Here is an 18,917-nt window from a genome sequence, read left to right as displayed (position 1 = left end):
CCCGGGGTCCCTTCAAACACCCCGCCCACATGGCACTGCTGACAGGATGTCTGGACATGTGCACCCGTCAACGGGAAGTTTGTCGTCTGATGATCAAACCCCATGTCCCACGACTCCGTCGTGTGACACGCCAGACAGGCTGTCGAGATCCCGACCGCTTCGTGATCCGGTTCACTCGTGCTGTTGTAATCCGCAAGGTGGCAATCAATACACTGACCGGAAGTCCCTTCAAACACCCCGCCCACATGGCACTGCTGACACGATGTCTGGATATGCGCACCCGTCAACGGGAAGTTTGTATTACTGTGATTAAAAGTCGAGTTCCAGTTGCTCGTCGAGTGACAGGTCTGACAGGTGGTCGGGAACTGCGCCGCTGCATGATCCGGTTCCGTCGTGCCGTTGTAATCCGCAAGGTGACAATCAATACACTGACCCGGGGTCCCTTCAAACACCCCGCCCACATGGCACTGCTGACAGGATGTCTGGACATGCGCACCCGTCAACGGGAAGTTTGTCGTCTGATGATCAAACCCCATGTCCCACGACTCTGTCGTGTGACACGCCAGACAGGCTGTCGAGATCCCGACCGCTGCATGATCCGGATCCGTCGTGCCGTTGTAATCCGCAAGGTGACAATCAATACACTGACCGGGGGTCCCTTCAAACACCCCGCCCACATGACACTGCTGACAGGATGTCTGGACATGTGCACCCGTCAACGGGAACTGCGTGTTGTTATGGTTGAACGTCGAGTTCCAGTTGCTCGTTGTATGGCACTCCAGACAGGCTGTGGACATCTGTGCTGCTTCGTGATCCGGATCCGTCGTGCCGTTGTAATCCGCAAGGTGACAATCAATACACTGACCGGGGGTCCCTTCAAACACCCCGCCCACATGACACTGCTGACAGGATGTCTGGACATGCGCACCCGTCAACGGGAAGTTTGTCGTCTGATGATCAAACCCCATGTCCCACGACTCCGTCGTGTGACACGCCAGACAGGCTGTGGACATCTGTGCTGCTGCGTGATCCGGTTCCGTCGTGCCGTTGTAATCCGCAAGGTGGCAATCAATACACTGACCGGGGGTTCCTTCAAACACCCCGCCCACGTGGCACTGCTGACAGGATGTCTGGACATGCGCTCCTGTCAACGGGAAGTTTGTCGTCTGATGATCAAACCCCATGTCCCACGACTCTGTCGTGTGACACGCCAGACAGGCTGTCGAGATCCCGACCGCTGCATGATCCGGATCCGTCGTGCCGTTGTAATCCGCAAGGTGGCAATCAATACACTGACCCGGGGTCCCTTCAAACACCCCGCCCACATGACACTGCTGACAGGATGTCTGGACATGCGCACCCGTCAACGGGAAGTTTGTCGTCTGATGATCAAACCCCATGTCCCACGACTCTGTCGTGTGACACGCCAGACAGGCTGTCGAGATCCCGACCGCTGCATGATCCGGATCCGTCGTGCCGTTGTAATCCGCAAGGTGACAATCAATACACTGACCGGGGGTCCCTTCAAACACCCCGCCCACATGACACTGCTGACAGGATGTCTGGACATGCGCACCCGTCAACGGGAACTGCGTGTTGTTATGGTTAAACGTTGCATCCCAGTTACTGGTCGTGTGGCACTCCAGACAGTTCTCTGGATATCCATTTGCATGATGGTTCGGACTCACCACTCCCTCATAGTCATCGCGATGGCATGCAATACAGGCAGTCTCGGTTGTTGCGTAAGCCGCGTCTGAATGACATGATACGCAGCGAAGTCCGCTGTGGCCCGCCGTTAGCGGAAACTCATCTCCATGTACAAATCCCGGTGCAGCCCAGTCTGTGATCTGTGCACTGTGACATGATTCGCAGGCAAGTGAGAACCCGGCAGCGATGTGGCTGGGATCCATCGTTCCTTCATAATCGTCAACGTGGCACGATGCACAGGCTGTTTCGAGACCTCTGAGTTGTCCGTTCCAGTGACATGCTTGGCAGTCGGCCAACGCATGCCGGCCAGTTAACGGAAATCGAGTTTCTGAGTGTCTGTGCTGCATGCTTAGCCGCTCATCCCACCCAGTTGCCGAATGACATTGCTCGCAGCTATTGCCGAACTGTCCGCTATGCACATCGGAATGACAAGAAACGCATTCTGTCGAAGCATCAGCGAAGACAAGTGATGTGTGACAGCCCAAACACGAAACGCCCGCATGTCTGCCGACAAGCGGGAACTGGGTCGAATCGTGGTTAAAGGCAAGTGGAGAGAGGAGCGGAGTCCACCCTGACACCGCATGACAAAGGTTGCACTCTTGCAACATCAGGCCATGCGGATTACCCGTATCGCCGAAAACAACGGCAACGACGGACAGGCAGAGTGCCCAGACGAGGGAATTACTATGCAAGAAATTGCGGATCACAGAATCCTGACTCAAGAGTTGGCGCTCTTCATAGTCACCTATTACATCTTTTAATCAATGATTGTCCATCAAATCAAAGTGGATCTGCGGGGTCTGATTAGGAAGTGGCAAGGGCAATGCCACTCGCCATCAGACGAGACGTCGCTGCAGATCCAGCAGCTTATTCACTTCCGTAAAATACTACATGTCAATCCATAAAGCAATAATCATGGAACAACTCTATGAATTCCGTGTGGCTTGCTTGCTCTCTTACAAAGTAATGCAAGACTGTGTTCACAGAACTGATCGGCAGGAGTTCGCAGCTTGGATGGGACTCGCTGGCTTGCGAGGTTGGCAGTGGAGACGTTGTTCGTCTGGCAACCAATTCCCGCATTACAGAATTGTGGAGGGCGTTGCTGCACGTTGATGTGTTAAGAAGGTGGAGTTGAATAGCCTCGAATTGCAGTGCAGCCGCAATTGTTATCCTACAACTGGCACAGAACATGGGGGCAGACCACGGATCGTAGAACGAATGGGGTGGCAACTGAAGCAGCCCAAACTGTGCAACCTGTGGTCAGATTGTACACACAGGATTAGCACAAAATTAGCACACTCTCCGAAAAAGTCGATTTCGAGTAACGCAAAGCCCCTGTTAACATTAATGTTAGCAGGGGCTTTCTTGTGGAGACGGCGGGAATCGAATCCGCCGTCAAATCACGAGCTATCTACCGGAAATCCAATGTTTACCTATTGTAATAGCAGAATTTTGGATTCTCAGGCTTAGCTTCTGTTCATCTGTTTTTGCCCCGTTCGTGCCAAATGATGGTGACAATTTGGTGACAGGGGCATGCGAGTGAAACAATGAATTTTGGTGAAATCGCCTTGCCCGATTGTTGGGATCGGTCGGGTGGCCGGAAATCTCGCCCAAGACTGGCCGTAACTTGATATTCTGCTCTATTTGGCTATATTTATAGCCATCTACACGAAAGGACCGGTCAGACCAATCATGAATAAGCCCAAGAAATCCCAGGAATCGCTACGGTCCGGGCGTTTGATTCACGTCCGACTGCCCGAAGATGTCCACCGGCGGCTCAAGACTAAAGTTGCCGAACAGGACACGACCATCCAAAACTGGGTCGAGTTGCTGGTCTCGCGCGAGCTCGATTCCCACTCCCGGAAGCATTCCAAGGACTAAGCAGGACGTATGAATAATTTCTCCGAGAAAGCTAACTTCATTTGGACAGTGGCCGAACTGCTCCGCGGCCCGTACCGTCCTAACCAATACAAAGATGTGATGCTGCCTATGACCGTGCTCCGGCGCTTGGATTGCGTGCTGGAACCGACCAAGGAAAAGGTCCTGGCCAAGGCCAAGGAGCTGAAAGGCGGCAGGGTGACCAATCTTGAGCCGATCCTCAACCGCGTGGCCGGGCAGCCGTTTCACAATACCAGCAAGTTCACGTTCGAGAAACTGAAGGGCGATCCGGCGAACGTTGCGGCCAACCTTGTGCACTACATCAAGGGCTTTTCCAGCCGCGCGCGGGATATCATTGACCACTTCGGCTTTGAAGAACACATTGCCAAGTTGGACAAGGCCGACCGGCTATTCCTGGTCGTTCAACGCTTCTGCGAAATTGACTTGCATCCGGGCAAGGTTTCGAATCTGGAAATGGGCTACATCTTTGAAGAGCTGATCCGGCGCTTCAATGAAGCTTCCAATGAAGAGGCCGGTGATCACTTTACACCGCGCGAAGTCATTCGCCTGATGGTGAATTTGATCTTTGCTCCGGACAACGATATTCTAACCACCAAGGGTATTGTCAAGAGCTTGTACGACCCGGCAGCCGGAACCGGCGGTATGCTATCCGTTTCGGAAGAGTACCTGCGCGAACTGAATCCGGATGCCAAACTTGAGCTGTTCGGTCAGGACTACAACGATCAGTCCTACGCCATCTGTGGTTCGGACATGATGATCAAGGGTCAAAGTCTGGACAACATCTACTGCGGCGATAGTTTCACCGACGATCACTTCCCGTCTGGCCGATTTGATTACATGCTGGCCAATCCGCCGTTCGGCGTGGAATGGAAGCCGCAACAGAAAGTAATTGAACGCGAGTCCGAAGAGCAGGGCTTCGGCGGGCGGTTTGGAGCCGGATTACCGCGGATCAGTGACGGCGCTTTGCTCTTCTTGCAGCACATGATCAGTAAGATGAAGCCTGCGAAGGAGGGCGGAACACGGCTGGCGATTGTCTTCAACGGTTCGCCGCTGTTCACAGGCTCGGCGGGATCAGGTGAGTCGGAGGTTCGCAAATGGATTATTGAGAACGACTGGCTGGAAGCGATTGTCGCGATGCCGGATCAGCTTTTCTACAATACGGGGATCTCGACCTATCTTTGGATTGTGACCAATCGCAAGGAGAAGCGGCGCAAGGGAAGGATTCAGCTCATCAATGCCACAGAGTTTTTCCAGAAGATGCGCAAGAGCCTCGGCAACAAGCGCCACGAGATCAGCATTGAGCAGATTGCCGAGATTACTCGCCTGCACGGAGAGTTCAAGGCCGGGGAGTTCGTCAAGATTTTCGATAACGAAGACTTCGGCTATTCGCGGATCACGGTAGAGCGTCCACTACGCTTGAATTTTACAGTAACCGAAGAGCGGCTCGCCAAGTTGCTCGATGCGTCCGCTTTTGCCAATCTCGCCGAAAGCAAGAAGCGTAAAGACACTAAAGCCGCTCAGGAAGAGATTGCTGAGGGCAAGCGCTTGCAGGAAGCGATCATCGCTGCCCTGAAGACGCTCCAAGGCAAAGGCGTAATTAAGAATCGCGAGCAGTTTGCCGAGCTTGTTTCCGGCGCGTTTAAGAAAGCCAAGCTTGCCGTTCCAACGCCGGTTATGAAAGCCGTGATGAGTAGCCTGCCCGAGCGTGACGAGACCGCGGACGTCTGCATAGATAGCAAAGGCAATCCCGAGCCGGATTCCGAACTGCGCGATAACGAGAACGTACCGTTGAAGGAAAACATTCAAACCTACTTCGAGCGCGAGGTGCTGCCTCATGTGCCGGATGCCTGGATCGACCACAGCAAGACCAAGGTTGGCTACGAGGTTAACTTCAATCGCTATTTCTACAAGTATGTTCCACCGCGTCCGCTGGAAGAGATTGATGCAGACTTAGAGCGGATCGAGGCCGAAATCGCTCGGATGCTGAAAGGGACCGGGCATGATTGAACCGCAGAGAGCACAGAGGAACGCAGAGGAAGATAAGAAGAGGCTCAACGAGATAAGCGGACAGATTGTGGATGCGGCGCTTTGCGTGCATAGGGAGCTTGGGCCGGGGCTTCTTGAAAGCGCCTACGAAGCCTGTTTGAAGTATGAATTAGGCAAGCGTGGAATCCCAGTGCGGGCACAAGTTGAGCTTCCGGTGGTTTACGACGGAGTGAGAATTGACGCCGGATATCGGCTTGACATGTTGGTTGCCGAAGCCGTGGTTGTCGAGTTGAAGGTGGTTGAAAGATTCGCGCCGATTCATGAGGCGCAATTGCTCTCGTATCTCAAGCTTGGTGGATTCAGAATCGGTCTGCTCATTAACTTCAATGTTCTTTTGCTGAAGGATGGTATCAAGCGCATGGTGAACGGGTTATGAGAAGGAACTTTGAACCGCGAAGAACGCAAAGTTACGCAGAGAAGAAATCTAATTGGCTTGCTCTGCGTTCATCTGCGCTCTCTGCGGTAGGAGTCTTCTTATGAAGTTCAAGCCCTATCACAAATACAAAGACTCCGGCATTGAATGGCTCGGTAACGTGCCGGAAGGGTGGGATGCAAAGCGACTTAAGTATTGCGCATCTATCAACGATGAAGCACTTCCGGAAACGACAGACCCTAACACGGAAATAGTATACGTTGACATAAGCAGCGTCGATAGCACCGACGGAATCGTGAACAAGGAGGCATACGTCTTCTCGGCGGCACCGTCTCGTGCCAGAAGGATTGTGCGCGAGGGTGATGTTATAGTCTCAACGGTTCGGACATATTTGCGAGCCATTTCGCCAATTAACAATCCCGAATCCAACTTGATTGTATCAACAGGCTTTGCAGTTATCCGCTCCAGAGACGGGCTTGGCAGCAAGTTTGCTGCCCATGCACTACGCGCACCTTACTTTGTTGATGACGTTGTTGCCAGATCGGTTGGAGTTAGTTATCCGGCAATAAATGCGAGCGAGATTGGGGCTTTGGCTATTGCCCTACCCCCTCTTCCCGAGCAACGCGCCATTGCAGCCTTCCTTGACCGCGAGACGTGGCGGATTGACGAGCTGATCCGGAAGAAGGAGCGGCAGATTGAACTCTTGCAGGAGAAACGGCGGGCCCTCATCAGCCACGCCGTCACCAAAGGCCTCGACCCCAATGCCAAGCTGAAAGACTCAGGCATCGAGTGGCTCGGCATAGTGCCGGAACATTGGGGAGTGAAAAAGATAAAATGGCTTACTCCGGTCAAGCGTGGAGCGTCACCCAGACCTATTGATGATGCAAAGTACTTCGATGAGGAAGGAGAGCGAGCTTGGGTTAGAATAGCAGATGTGACGGCGAGTGATCGTTATCTTCTTGAGACGACACAGCGTTTGTCAGCATTGGGCGCAAGTTTGAGTGTGCCTATAGACCCCGGTTCCATTTTCCTGAGTATTGCTGGCACCGTGGGTAAACCCATCATCACGAAAATCAAATGTTGTATTCATGACGGCTTTGTTTACTTTCCTACGTTCAAAGAAAATATTGAGTTTCTCTATTACATTCTTGCGAGCGGCCAACCTTACTTTGGTCTTGGGAAGTGGGGTACACAGCTCAACCTAAACACTGACACGGTTGGAGATATCTCGATTCCAGTTCCTTCTCGTGAGGAACAGGAAGGTATAGTATCCTATCTTGATCACGAGACAAGCCGTCTCGATGAGCTGGCCGCCAAGATTCGCGCGTCCATCGAGACGCTGCGCGAGTACCGCACCGCCTTGATTTCTGCTGCGGTGACGGGGAAGATTGATGTCAGAGGAGAAGTGTAATGGACTATTCTGAATTGCTGAAGAATCTTGCTGCCATGCCTCGCGAGACCGAATGGGCCGAGTTCAAAGTCAATAATGATCGACCGGAAACCATAGCTGAGAACATCTCGGCCATCGCCAACTCCACAGCCTTGCTTGGAAGAGAATGGGGTTATGTCGTTTGGGGCGTAGACAACGAAACACATGCTTTGGTCGGAACTTCCTTTCGCCCACATGGAGAGAAAGTCGGAAATGAGGCTCTTGAGAACTGGCTGTTGCGTCTGGTCTTTCCACAGCCAGCGGTTGTCTTTCGTGAGTTTGATCATGACGGAAAGCACTTTGTGGTTCTTGAGATTCGAGCGGCCAAGCACACGCCGGTTCGATTCAAGTCCGAAGATTTCATCAGAGTTGGCAGCTACACAAAGAAGCTTAAGGATCACCCAGAGAAGGAACGCGAGCTTTGGCGAAAGCTCGGCCAGTATGAGTATGAATCCGAGGTGGCGAGTGAAGGAGTGAGTCGTACCGAGGTTGAGCGGTTGCTCTCGTTTGAAACCTACTTCAAGTTGCTCGGCCAGCCTGTCCCAAGCATAGAGAGAATGATAGAACTGTTCTTGAAAGAAGACGTAATTCGCTGGCGGCTTGATAATACTTACGATATCACTAACCTTGGAGCCATTTTATTCGCACATGATCTTGGGGCATTCGGTCAACTTGCCAGAAAAGCTATCCGCGTGATTGAATACAAAGGCACAGGGCGAACTGAAACCAAGCAGGAAAGTGAAGACTCCCGCGGATACGCTGTGTCCTTCGTGAATTTGATTACACGACTTAGGCTGCAATTGCCATCCAATGAAGTGATCGAAAACGCGCTTCGCAAGCAAGTACCGATCTATCCGGAGATTGCTCTTCGCGAATTGGTCGCCAATGAGCTGATCCATCAGGACTTTTCGGTCCGCGGCTCTGGTCCGATGATTGAAATCTTCAGCGACCGGATTGAGTTTACGAATCCAGGCGAATCACTTGTTGATCCGATCCGGATTATTGATGCACCACCTCAGTCTCGAAATGACAGACTCGCATCACTCATGCGTCGCCTCAATGTGTGCGAAGAACGCGGCAGCGGCATCGACAAGGTTATCACGAGCGTTGAACTTTTTCAGTTGCCTGCTCCCAAATTTGAGAAGGTAAACGGTTTTACCCGCTCAACGCTTTACGCCCCAATTCCCTTCAAGAGCATGGACAAGAGCGACCGGATTCGAGCGTGCTATCAGCACGCCTGTTTGATGTACGTTACGAATCAGAAGACTACTAATGCTTCTGTACGGCAGCGCTTCGGACTCGATGATGGTGGAGTCAGCACAGCGACACGTATCATCGGAGACACTTACGAGGCAAACCTGATCAAACCCAAAACCGATGATGCGGGCGGCGTCTCCCGCCGGTACGCTGAGTACCTTCCCTTCTGGGCTTAGTTCATTTTCTTCTATTCGTCAACCCGGGCTGTTCTGGTCATGCGGACCTTACGTATAGTCAATAAAAACAAACAGAAAACGAATTGGGGTCCTTTTCTCACTATTTTTCACTGTTTCTCTCGCATACCCCGCTTTATTTGAAGCCTGAGGGTCAAGAGCCGATTTTGGGATAGGTAGTATCTCATATAATATTGTTTATTAAAGAGATGATTTTGCGGACTTTGTTTGACGGTTATTTGACTTTCGGCTCGGCAAGGGTCCAAAACCCCAGGCAAGCCGGTGGCTGAATATCACCTGACAGGCTGTCAAGCTGAACATAGCTGCCGGAGACCAGCTGACCACCTTACGGAAAGGAGCGTAGCCATGCGCTACACGGTTCATTGTTTCATCGCCATTGTTGCCTGCCTCAGCGTGTCAACTGCAAGGGCTGAAGACAAGATCGCCGGTTTCCTAAACGGCTTTGCCGACAATGATCGCGTATTCAGGGAGTATGTGCTCACTAAGGACCGCTCCTTAGTTCCTCCCGTCTTCGCGCTCCGCAAAGGCACCCTCGTTCGCTATCAGGTGACAGACTCCGACATATATTCACAAATGACCGATCAGGCATGGAAGAATGCCCAGATGAGCATTGCCTATTTCCAGGCGAAGACAATTCTGAAATGTCTTCAAGATTTTCCTGTCTCGAAAGGGCGCAGCTCATACGAACGCTTTTGGTTTGTAACTCGCGCCGGAGAGCAATGCTTCATGGTTATGTTGGGCTACGACTCACTGAAGGCAATGGTGAATAAAGTCACCGAAAGCGCCACCAACAAAGACGAAGAAACGATTCTTTCGCTATGGGGTATCGTAAACTACGCTGTCACAAAGGACAAGGATGTCGGAGATACAATTGGCTTGCTTCGGCAGGCGCTTGATCAGAATTAGCGTCCAATGTAGCTCACATTCTTGAATAATTGCCACTCGATAGGCGTGTCGTTCCTGCTTAAAGCACTTGAAAGGAAGCCACCCGATGCAAAGGTCCACTCCTAATTCGGTGAACGTCGTATTCGTAGGCGTTCTCGCGGTGACGCTTGTCTTGACGTTCACGAACTCCGCGCGAGCAGATGAGCGCCAGACATTATACATGAGATGGGCAGCTGATTTTGCCCAGCGCTTGGAGACAGTTGCACAGCGCGCGGAATTCCTTGTGTTTGATCACTCGGGCTATTGGGCGTACAATGGCGGAGTACCTGCCCTTTGTGCTTTCGCCGAGAGCAATCTTGCTGACGCTAATTATCTGCTTACTGAGTGGCGGGAGATAAAGCACCCTCGCCCGTTTGATGGCACTGACATCGCTCTTGGTAATGCTGCGAAGGCAGCTATTGTGGCGGCTGAAGGTGCACGTGATTACACGTCAATTGTATCCGGAACAAACAAAGACTATGATTTCATGAGAAACTTGGAGGCCGAGTTCCCGCGCTCGTTACGCGCGTTTCAAAGCGCCTTGGACGATGTATCTACACTTTTTGACGCAGAAAGCAGGATGATCTATCGCGAAGGATTATCACGATAGCGTTCGCTTGCGTGCCCTTAGAATCAGCAAGGCGATTATGTCGAGTCAATATACATCCGACTACGCAGTAGCGTTTCTTGACCTTCTCGGATTCAAGAGTTTTGTTGAAGAGGACAGGCAGGCGGCGCTACAGTTGCTGCTGGACATCCAACAGATTGCCGCGACTGCTGTTTCAGATGCAGAGAATCATCCGCCATCAAGCTATGACAACGTTGAATTAGCCCGCATGGCAGGCGACAATCAGATAAGCAGCTTCGAGGTCTTCCTTCCCATAAGTGATTCGATTATCATCCTAAGCCATGATCCGAATCTGATGGTGCGACAATTATCGAACTATCTTAGCAACTGCTTTGGACTGACATCGCACGTTTATGCGCAGGCCAAAGAAGGAACTGATCCGTCGGTGATTAGCTTTCCCACGTCTCGGCGAGTAGAAGTCGACAAGGTTGACGTAGTAGATGAAGGACGGACGCACTGGTACCCTAAACTCTTTCGCGGCGGATTGTCATACGGTTCCATAACTCGAATCCCATCACCTGTCTACACCGCGAACAAACAACGTGACTTCTTCAACCTTGCGGGCATGGCCTATGTTAGAGCGACACAGCTCGAAAAGTACGAAGAAAAGGGCCCCAGACTGTTTTGCGCCAAGTCTTTCTTCGACCAGCTTGACGAGAGGACCAGGCGATTCGTGGTTCCTACACGCAGTGACGGCATATTTGAAGTCCTCTGGCCAGCATTTCAGTTTAATGAAAACAGTGATCCGGAGATGGAGAAGCATCAATTCGTAGAGTTATACAAGCCTGTCAAAGCCTTATCACACTTCTACGCAAAAAGCAGGGTAGCCAAGCACTATCATCAATATGAAGTGCTTTTAGCACGCAGCACGATACAATATTTCGCCGTAGTCGGAAGGGAGCAATTAGGAATGTCCTTGGTCGCTTCGAACTTCAGCAAGCGCGTCATTGAAGACATTTACGAAAAAGGAGTGCGGTGGCATGTTAAAAGACTCGGGGCGAAAGCTCGCAAGTTCCTATGCGGGCAGTGACAATATTCGCGAACCGAACGCAAAACTCCTCAACGCGGAGATGACTTCTCCTGGCACTGGTGCCAGATGAAGAGTTGTGTACATGAACCCTTTGGAATATTATGAGTCCTTCACACACTGAGCACGCCTTCGAAACAGCCATAGAGCAGCATCTACTTGACCATGGCTATGGCTCCGGCAATCCGGAGGCGTTTGACCGTGTTCGCGGACTATTCCCGAAAGATGTGCTGGACTTCATTCAGTCCACGCAGCCAAGGGAGTGGGAATACGTCAAGCAGTTGGCCGGAACTCAGACGGAGCAGACAGTCATTGATGACCTTTGCCGATCTCTAAATTCTGAGCACGATGGCTGTCTCTCGGTCTTGCGTCACGGGTTCAAGTGTATGGGCAAGCTCTTACGGGTTGCCTATTTCGCACCGGCCAGCGGGATGAACCCTGAGATTCAAACACTGTATGCACTGAATCGTTTGTCTTTGACAAGGCAATTGAAGTACAGTGAGAAGAACGAGAACGCGCTGGACCTGTGCATCAGTCTAAACGGGATTCCGGTGATCACGGCGGAACTCAAGAATCCGATGACAGGTCAGACTTGGCGGAGCGCCATTCATCAGTACCAACATGACCGGGATTCGAAGGAACTCCTCTTCCAGTTCAAGAAACGTGCACTCGTGCACTTCGCCGTAGACCCGGACGAGGTGTACATGACAACTCAACTCAAGGGACCTTCCACTTACTTTCTGCCCTTGAACAAGGGACTCAACAAAGGCGCGGGCAATCCGGATAATCCTCAAGGCCATAAGACCGCATATCTTTGGGAACAAATCTGGCAGCGGGACAGTCTTCTTGACCTCTTGGCACGTTACATTCACCTTCAAGTAGAAGAGAAGAAAGTTGACGGTCGGAAGATTCGCAAGGAAACGATGATCTTCCCGCGTTATCATCAACTTGATGCCGTTCGCAAAATGGTTGCTGATGCACGGGCAGCAGGAGTGGGCAAGAACTACTTGGTTGAACACTCCGCAGGCAGCGGGAAAAGCAATACAATCGGCTGGCTGGCACACCAACTCGCAAGTCTTCACAACGCGAAGGACGAAAAGGTCTTTGACTGTGTGATTGTAATTACTGACCGTATTGTACTCGATCAACAGTTGCAGAATACGATTTACCAGTTTGAGCACAAGTCGGGTGTCGTGCAAAAGATTGACCTTGATTCGACACAACTGGCCAATGCACTCTCGGCAGCCGTACCGATTGTCATTACAACTCTCCAGAAGTTTCCCTTTGTTACCGAGAAGATAGGTGACATTCCGAGGCGCAAATATGCAGTGATCATTGATGAGGCACACAGTTCACAAGGCGGTGAATCCGCAACTGAACTGAAGGGCGTGCTTGCAGGCGCTGCCATCAAGGAGGAAGCACGAGCCAAAGCAGAGGAGGAAGGCTTACCGGACTACGAGGAAGAGGTGCTTCGCACAATGGCCAAACGTGGTCACCAACCGAACATTAGCTTCTTCGCTTTTACAGCCACCCCCAAGTACAAGACACTCGAAGTTTTTGGTACGCCCGGATTAGACGATAAGCCGGTTCCGTTTCATCTTTACAGCATGCGACAGGCTATCGAAGAAGGATTCATCCTGGATGTCCTGAAGTACTACACAACCTATAAGACCTACTATCGGCTTGTGAAGTCGACTGAAGATGATCCGGATGTAGACAAGAAGAAGGCGGCCAGGGCATTAGCGCGCTTCATGAGCTTCCACCCGCACAACCTTGCCCAGAAGACTGAGGTCATGGTGGAACATTTCCGTACTTTCGTTCGACATAAGATTGGCGGCAGGGCAAAGGCAATGGTCGTAACTGACTCGCGCCTTCACGCAGTACGATACAAGCAGGCGTTTGACAAGTACCTGAATGAGAATCACTACGCTGACATCAAAGCTCTGGTGGCCTTTTCGGGCACCGTGGAAGACCCGGATTTCCCTGGCAAGGAATACACGGAAGTTGGAATGAACAAAGGAATTCGGGAAAAGGAACTTCCAGAGCGGTTTGCAACAGACGAGTATCGACTCCTCCTTGTAGCGGAAAAGTACCAGACTGGATTCGATCAGCCGCTCCTTCACACAATGTACGTCGACAAGCGGCTTTCGGGAGTACAGGCTGTCCAAACCTTGTCGAGACTGAATCGAATTCATCCCGGCAAGGAAGACACATTCGTGCTCGACTTTGTAAATGAGGGCGACGAAATCAGGGCCGCCTTTCAACCATACTACGAAGAAACTACAGTCTCAGAGCAAGCCGAAGTGTCCCAGCTTTATGAAATCAAGTCAAAGCTTGATGGTTACCAAGTCTACTATTGGGAAGAGGTTCAGGAATTCGCTCGCGTGTTCTATCGTCCCAAAGAGAAGCAGACACCCTCTGACCACGCACGCATGAATGCCTGTCTCGACCCAGCGGTAAACCGATTTGCGGCAATAGAAGAAGACGAGCGCGAAGTTTTTCGTAAGACGCTGGTCGCATACCGGAATCTGTATTCATTCATGTCTCAGGTCATACCGTTTCAAGACTCGGACCTTGAGAAGCTCTATTCGTACATCAGATTCCTGCTTCGAAAGCTACCTCGAAAGCAAGAAGGACCCGCTTACGAATTCCAAGATGAAGTTGCCTTGAAGTATTACAGACTCCAGAAGATTAGCGAGGGAACCATCGCCTTGGAGCCAGGAATCGTTGGAACTGTGACCGGCCCAACCGAAGTCGGTTCTGGAGTCACCCACGAAGCACAGGTCAAACTCTCGGAATTGATCGATGTATTGAATGAACGATTTGGTACCGATTTCAAGCCAGCGGACGAACTTTTCTTTGAGTCGATAAGAGAGGATGCCTTGGCGAGTGATGACCTTCGACAATCAGCACTGGCCAATACAATGGAGAACTTCGGTTTCGTTTTCAAGAAACGACTTGAGGACCTGTTCATCGATAGAATGGAACAGAACGAGGAAATCACAGCTCGATTCATGAACGAGGATGAGTTTAAGAAGCTGGTCAGTGAGCACTTGCTGAAGCGCGTCTACGATCAGTTCCGGTCAGACAGTCAGTCACCGTCAGCAGAATAACAATGCGAATCCCGTAAGACTGTACGTATTGAATCAGATGAGAGGCGCCACCACGGCGCCTCTCGAGCGTTACAGGAATGCCATTCGGTGCTTCTACCGTTCTGCTTCCATAGTGTCATTTACCTCCCGTTGAATCGCAGCAGCCAACGTCCCCTGCAAGATGTCCGCCTTTGACTTATCCAATAGCTTCAGTGTCTCGACGATCATCGTTACTTTTGGATCATCTTGCTCAGCTACGTACAGCAGCCCGAGCTCGAGCATCGCTTCTGTATGACCGGGGCTCTGTGAGATTGCTTTCTCGAAATACTCGATGGCTTTGTGTATGTCACCGATGGCTGCGCAAACGTTTCCCAATTCGAAATAGGCGTTTGGGAAGAATGGTTGCTGCCTGATGACATCGTTGAGAACACAAATTGCCTCATCCCAACGCTTCATCCGTCGATAGACAACACCAAGCCGGTAACCAGCATTCACCCAAGCCAATTCCTTCCACGCGAATTGTAGTGAATCAATTGCAGCTTCAGGTCTGCCAAGTTCGATCAGTATGAAGCCCAATCCCTCGTAAGCAATGGGCTCGTTGGGTGCGAGTTCGATGGCCTTTTGCATCCAGCCAAGGCCCTCTTCGCCTTTTCCAGTCTTGTGCAACGCATAGCCCAGCGCGGTATAGGCTGGAATGCAATCCGGATTGTATTCTGCAAGGTGTTCATAGAGCACGATAGCCTCGTCCGTCTTGCCTTGCTCGTCGAAGGCATAAGCCAACGTGAGTTGAGCTTCAGCAAAGCTCGGCTTCAATCTTAGAGCATCACGGAAACAGGTTTCGGCCAAGTCCGGTTCATGCAGCGCCAAATACTCATTACCTAACTCATAGTGAATTTCAGCTCTGTCCGGCTGATTCCGCACAGCATCTTCCAGCGCCTCCGCGGCCTCCTCGGGTTGACCAAGTCCGTGATACGCTCCGCCCAGATACCAGAATGCGTACGGATGCTCTGGGTCCTCTTCAGTTGCCTTAATGTATGCGTCTTTGGCCTGCACCCACAGTTTCTGCTTCTCGAACGAAAGACCAAGCCCGATGTACGCACGAATCAGCTCTGGTTCTGGCGACTGGGCTCGCGGATCGCGATCAAAGGTCCAGTTAAACCGTTCATGTAACCGCCGATCGATTGCTTCAGAAAATACGTCCTGCGCCCTGTAGAGTTGGCCAGCCTTAAGCAGGGCGCCGCCATACTGAAGCCGGTATTCCATGACAAACCGGTCAAGCTCGCACGCCTTCGCGTGGTACTTCAGAGCTACATGGATTTCACCAATTTCTTCCAGGGCAACTGCCAGCGTGTAGGCGGTAACGGCATTGAATGGATCAAGCTTAAAGGATTTCCGCAAGAGCGGAATTGCACTGGCGAAGTCCTTTTCGTTCATCTTCTGGCCAGCTTCCAACAACAACCGCTTTGCATCCCGTAGCTTCCCAGCAAATCTCTCTGGCCAAACCGTGGTCTCGCGGAGTATCCACCACGTGGGATCATCCACTCGGAAGGTGGTGAATACCATGCAGTCCGGGCAGTGGAGTACAATTGAAGGTTCTCCTGCGCCCTTAACCGGGCTTGCCCAGCCGATCGGGTACAGTGGCTCTCCGCACTTCTCACAGGTTGCATCGGCCACATACGGGACTTCTTCACGATCCTTCGTAGACACGAGGTATTGGTTCCATCGCAGCGCGTTCAGAAATCGAGCACTTGTTCGGACCTTTTCCCGGAATTCAGGATCAGCGTACGGGTTTGCCCGCTTGGGCTTGCGGGCGTTTGTCTTGGCCATGGCGGCCTCCTTGTCGGTTTGTTCTGGTTTCCTCTCTCCAGAAAGTTGTGTACCGATGAAGGGGCTGCCGTTCGCAGAGTTACTTATGCAAATGCCAGCGCCGGATTCCGTGCCAATAAGAGGTTATTCTTCAAATCTGGACTACCTTGCCTATGATCCTGAATTCGATTTTGACACTACCTTGCCCTACTTCAGATATTTGATACTCTGTATGCCTACACCAAGTGGGAAGTCCCAATACAGACTTTATAGAGTAGTTGACACGTCCAGACTCTGAAATCGACCGGATTCTGAGTAAGCATGAGCAATTCTGACAAAAGCAAACATAAGGGGCTTAGGAAATCATGTTGTCAATTTTTGAGCAACATGGACTTTTTGATTGATCTGGTCGCTCTGATCACTTTGCTTTTGCCAGATTTCTCTTCTACGACCAGTCCAAGGCGCTGCAAATTTCCAATGGTCGCGCGAATTGTATTCCGGCTCATCTTGAGCTCCTTCGTAAGGTCGTCCAAGCTGACTATTTGGTCGTTCAAGGCTATAGTTGTATAAACCCAGAAGTTGTTTGGGTTTCCACACTTACTCCGAAGCGTTGAAAGGCGGATTCGCGTGGGTTCTCGCCACGGTCCCGTGCAGTTGTGGCGACAGAGTCTTGAGTCGCACGGCCTTACAGCTGACTTGTGCATCATGTTGCTGAGGCATCTGACGCAGTTTCCATTGACTGAAAAGTCATAGTTACTGCCAGGAGGGCTTCGAAAGATCGTTCTTGCCGCTGACTCCACTTCAATGCGGCGCTGACGTGCCTTATTGGCTGGGCTTCGTGACCGGAGTGAATATCGATCTGCCCATGCTGTCACAATCTCCGTTGCTATGTCGAGCGGGTAACCCAGCCTCTTAAGATGGCTTAGCAGAAACATCTTGGGAAGATTGAACTTCGCGCCACTGTGCAACGGCAATCTGAACTTCCCGATTTCTTCGACACAGGGTGTTTCGTCCGCCACGTCATCCAATACTCTGTCGAGCAAACCTGACGTGCATCCGGATAATGCGGTTGATCGGTGCGTTGGACGTGGGGGACGGCGGACGAGTTCAACCAGTGCCGTGCAGTTCTTCTTTTCTTTGTGCCACTGAAAATCGTAGCTTCCCGGGAAGGTGTCTGACTTTGCTTCAACGAGAGCAACTAATTCCGGCGCTGACATTTTCAAATCGCCAGGTGACAAGGGTACTTTGCGAAGGGCAGAATCATGTTTGCTCCATGGCAATCTGATCAAGCCCTTCTTATTGTATATCCCCTGATCAATGTGTGATCCATCACACCATACTGGTGCAAGGTCCTGCTGGAAAGCCCGAATTGTCTGTTTCACGTTCTCCAAGAGACGGTCTACGGAGCGTATACTCTCCAATTTGAACGGCAGAAGCAGGTGAAAGCCACCATGGCCGCTGAAGTACACATCGATGTCCAGCGGATCAATAGAAAGCTTCGCAGATAGATACTCGAGTAAAGCCTTGCAGTTCGATAGCGAGGCTTCCACGTTCCGCAAAGTTGTTTGCTTGCCCTTGTTGTCAGCATCGATGTCAATCCAGAAATCGAAATCAACAGCGTTCATCATCTTCTCGTCCGAGTAGGTCATCAAGCCGACCGCTTTCCATGGGTATCCGGCGTCATTTGCCTGGTAGAAAATGCTCAAGTCGCCGATAGCAAGACACGGTCTCTGAGTCGAGGGTTCGTCTGATTTCACCAAGGCTTCTTTGTAGTAATCCATGGTTAGCTCCTTTCGTCTGCCGTAGCTTCGTTCTTGCTCTTCAATCGTCGTCGCTTGATGCCGGTTCTGGATATCGCTTTGATATCCTCGATAGGAAATCGCAGGCAGCCGCCGAACTTCATGCCTTTCAGCTGACCTTGGCTCGCCCAACGATAAACTGATTGTGCTGACACTTGCAGGTAGTATGCGACCTGATTGACGTCCCAATGCCCGTCGATGAGCTGCACTTGCTTCAACCGGGGTGTCCTTTTCCGTTTGCGTAGAATGGCATCTTGACCGGCGCTCGACCCGTTATGTGACGGAAACGGGTTTTCTCTTTCTTCGTTCACTTTCTTAACTCCTTGTTAGTTGTCTTTGTGTTTAGCATTGTCATGCCTTCAGTAGTTCCGTCACTACTGTTTAACTCCGTTTTGGTCCAAGCATTCCATTTGCACTCGAGATTTTTGAGCGCTATTGGTTTGTCGGAATGTCAACATCAACAAAAACAATCCCAAGATTTCCTTTCGCTAATGATCGAGAAAAAGAAAAAAGCCCCAGTTACCCTAAGGCTTTGGTTGACCGAAATCCTTCGAGGCGGAGCCGGTGGGTAGATTCGAAGTCGAAAAGTGTATCGGTAGGGTGATTACAATTCGAACGGGGCGCCCGTTCAGTCCGAGTTGATGCTTTTGACGTCAATATTTCAGAAATCGGACTTCACAAATCAAACGGGGCGCCCGTTATGACTTGGCCGTCGTCGGAGTGGAGCCTTGACGTA

At 51.3% G+C, this 18,917-nt stretch carries 13 protein-coding genes; 9 read left to right on the top strand and 4 right to left on the bottom strand.

Annotated features, from left to right (window positions below; genetic code table 11):
* Positions 1-2,054, bottom strand: a 2,054-nt coding sequence (locus tag KJZ99_08265) for a hypothetical protein (protein ID MCL4305895.1), incomplete at its 3' end; no start/stop codon positions are given.
* A gap of 234 nt (positions 2,055-2,288) precedes the next feature.
* On the opposite strand from KJZ99_08265, the gene KJZ99_08260 reads away from it, so the two are divergent.
* From KJZ99_08260 to KJZ99_08220, 9 genes are all read left to right on the top strand, one after another.
* A complete protein-coding gene (locus KJZ99_08260; GenBank protein ID MCL4305894.1) occupies positions 2,289-2,468 on the top strand; it encodes a hypothetical protein in 180 nt (59 codons plus the stop codon).
* A 1,129-nt stretch (positions 2,469-3,597) separates the two neighbouring features.
* Positions 3,598-5,613: a type I restriction-modification system subunit M gene (locus tag KJZ99_08255; GenBank protein MCL4305893.1), complete on the top strand. Its 2,016-nt coding sequence runs from the start codon at positions 3,598-3,600 to the stop codon at positions 5,611-5,613.
* Entirely contained in the window at positions 5,606-6,028 is a 423-nt protein-coding gene (locus KJZ99_08250; GenBank protein MCL4305892.1) for a GxxExxY protein, read from the top strand. The genes KJZ99_08255 and KJZ99_08250 overlap by 8 nt, the downstream gene beginning before the upstream one ends.
* 100 nt (positions 6,029-6,128) lie before the next feature.
* Complete coding sequence (locus KJZ99_08245; protein ID MCL4305891.1) at positions 6,129-7,436, top strand: restriction endonuclease subunit S; 1,308 nt, start codon at positions 6,129-6,131, stop codon at positions 7,434-7,436.
* Positions 7,436-8,887 (top strand): putative DNA binding domain-containing protein, encoded by a 1,452-nt coding sequence (locus tag KJZ99_08240; GenBank protein MCL4305890.1) that lies wholly within the window; start codon positions 7,436-7,438, stop codon positions 8,885-8,887. Before KJZ99_08245 ends, KJZ99_08240 begins: the two co-directional genes overlap by 1 nt.
* A gap of 363 nt (positions 8,888-9,250) precedes the next feature.
* Positions 9,251-9,811, top strand: coding sequence for a hypothetical protein (locus KJZ99_08235; protein ID MCL4305889.1), 561 nt, complete (start codon positions 9,251-9,253; stop codon positions 9,809-9,811).
* An 85-nt stretch (positions 9,812-9,896) separates the two neighbouring features.
* Positions 9,897-10,439, top strand: a complete 543-nt coding sequence (locus KJZ99_08230; protein MCL4305888.1) for a hypothetical protein — start codon at positions 9,897-9,899, stop codon at positions 10,437-10,439.
* 37 nt (positions 10,440-10,476) lie between these two features.
* Positions 10,477-11,487 carry a hypothetical protein gene (locus tag KJZ99_08225; protein MCL4305887.1) on the top strand — a complete coding sequence of 337 codons (1,011 nt, stop codon included), beginning with the start codon at positions 10,477-10,479 and terminating at the stop codon, positions 11,485-11,487.
* A 101-nt stretch (positions 11,488-11,588) separates the two neighbouring features.
* A complete protein-coding gene (locus tag KJZ99_08220) occupies positions 11,589-14,597 on the top strand; it encodes a DEAD/DEAH box helicase family protein (protein ID MCL4305886.1) in 3,009 nt (1,002 codons plus the stop codon).
* A gap of 93 nt (positions 14,598-14,690) precedes the next feature.
* Here the strand turns inward: KJZ99_08220 and KJZ99_08215 are convergent, their stop codons facing one another.
* From KJZ99_08215 to KJZ99_08205, 3 genes are all read right to left on the bottom strand, one after another.
* Positions 14,691-16,403 (bottom strand): tetratricopeptide repeat protein, encoded by a 1,713-nt coding sequence (locus KJZ99_08215; protein ID MCL4305885.1) that lies wholly within the window; start codon positions 16,401-16,403, stop codon positions 14,691-14,693.
* Positions 16,404-16,753: 350 nt separating this feature from the next.
* Positions 16,754-18,163, bottom strand: a complete 1,410-nt coding sequence (locus tag KJZ99_08210; protein MCL4305884.1) for an HTH domain-containing protein — start codon at positions 18,161-18,163, stop codon at positions 16,754-16,756.
* A 2-nt stretch (positions 18,164-18,165) separates the two neighbouring features.
* Entirely contained in the window at positions 18,166-18,492 is a 327-nt protein-coding gene (locus tag KJZ99_08205; GenBank protein MCL4305883.1) for a helix-turn-helix domain-containing protein, read from the bottom strand.
* Positions 18,493-18,917: the final 425 nt, after the last annotated feature.

The sequence above is a fragment of the bacterium genome (assembly GCA_023382385.1).
In the GTDB taxonomy this organism is placed as follows: Bacteria; Electryoneota; RPQS01; order RPQS01; family RPQS01; genus JABWCQ01.
This window is presented reverse-complemented; position numbering and strand designations above follow the sequence as displayed.